The 1,426-nt window shown below is 33.9% G+C and carries 2 protein-coding genes; one reads left to right on the top strand and one right to left on the bottom strand.

Going from position 1 to position 1,426, the window contains the following annotated elements:
• The first annotated feature begins 53 nt into the window (after window positions 1–53).
• The gene (locus NNO04_RS22410) at window positions 54–995 is read left to right on the top strand and encodes a LysR family transcriptional regulator (RefSeq protein ID WP_271446518.1); all 942 of its coding nucleotides are present in this window, start codon (window positions 54–56) and stop codon (window positions 993–995) included.
• 36 nt (window positions 996–1,031) lie between these two features.
• On the opposite strand, the gene NNO04_RS22405 is transcribed toward NNO04_RS22410, so the two are convergent.
• Window positions 1,032–1,367 (bottom strand): LysR family transcriptional regulator, encoded by a 336-nt coding sequence (locus tag NNO04_RS22405; protein WP_271446517.1) that lies wholly within the window; start codon window positions 1,365–1,367, stop codon window positions 1,032–1,034.
• Window positions 1,368–1,426: the final 59 nt, after the last annotated feature.

Raw genomic sequence — 1,426 nt, 5'->3', positions numbered from 1 at the left:
TATATTGGTAGTTGCCAACAGAAGTCAATTCAGTTGACTGTAAGGTCAATAAAATGAAAGACAATTTAAGCATAAGGGAGTTAGAAATAATACTGGATATCGTCAATACAAAAAGCTTAAGCCATACAGCAAGGAATATGGGTATTGCGCAAGCTAATATTAGCAGAATGATAATAAAGCTAGAGGACCGATTTGGTCTGAACATCTTTGAACGGTCATCCAGACCCATAGAGCTCACCACTTTCGGAAAAGAGCTAATCCCTTATATTAAGAGTCACATTAATACTCATGCTGAAATTGCTTTTTTTGTTGAAAACTATAAAAACAAGCTTACTGGATTTGTAAGATTACATGCGCCAGTCGGACAATTATATTTTATTTCTAAATACATTGTACCAGTGATTGCAAAAGAGCATCCTGAAATAAAACTGGATATCTATACCAGTAATCTTCGGGAAGAGGATTATCTAAAGGGAGTGCGCTTTGATCATGAATGTGACATTATGTTCACTTACGCACTGCCACAAAATAGTAGTTTGATCGCATTTAAGCTCGTTGAAGTCCAGTGTAATATATACGGCACACAGTCTTTCTTAAATAACCATCCCGTATCTTTACCCACTCAGTATAGTCTTTACCCATGTGTTTTATTCCACTCTTTTATGCAAAATGGTACTAACACCTGGACGTTACATGATATAAGAAATAATAAAAATCAGCAGATTAATGTTCACGGAAACATTGTGTGCGATAACGTTTACACCGCGATTGAATTAGCCAAATCAGATCTTGGCTTTATCTTTATACCTAATATTATTGTAAGCGAACTAGGCTTAAATGATAAACTGCTTCCAACACTTCCTCAAGACTATTCAGCCTCCGTATTTACTTACATCATTTATAAAAAAAGGAAACATCAACCTCAGCGGGTATCCATCGTAATTGATATAATTACCGACGTTATAAAAAACATCATAAAATCAGACTGGATTTAAAAACAAAAAAAATACAACAAAATGATTAATATTCAGTTAGTTAGAGGTAGCAATATTTTTTTCGGTATTGCCTAAATTATCAATATCATATTCTAAGACTTCGCGAAAACTAAGAATAACCGGAATCATACTTTCATAGAGGGCAATAGCCTCTGGAGTAGGAATCAAACGACGTCCATCCCTGTTGAATAATTTTGATGGGAAACAAGTGCAGAATTTTTTGAGTGACACGCTGATTGCTGCCTGTGAACAATTCATATAATACGATGCTGGTAATAACCCACCAGAATTCATTACAGCAGCAAAAACTAAAATGTTATTAAGTGAAATATTTAATTTTGTAAGAAAAATGTAATCAGACTGCGTTAACATAAATATTCCTTAAATCGTAGAGTTGTTTATTTAAGGTATATAACCACACTGATACATTT

Origin of the sequence: Citrobacter sp. Awk 4, assembly GCF_028069725.1 — a bacterium.
Lineage (GTDB): Bacteria > Pseudomonadota > Gammaproteobacteria > Enterobacterales > Enterobacteriaceae > Citrobacter_D.
The sequence above is the reverse complement of the archived record's forward strand: the minus strand, read 5'-3'. Positions and strand labels throughout refer to the sequence as shown.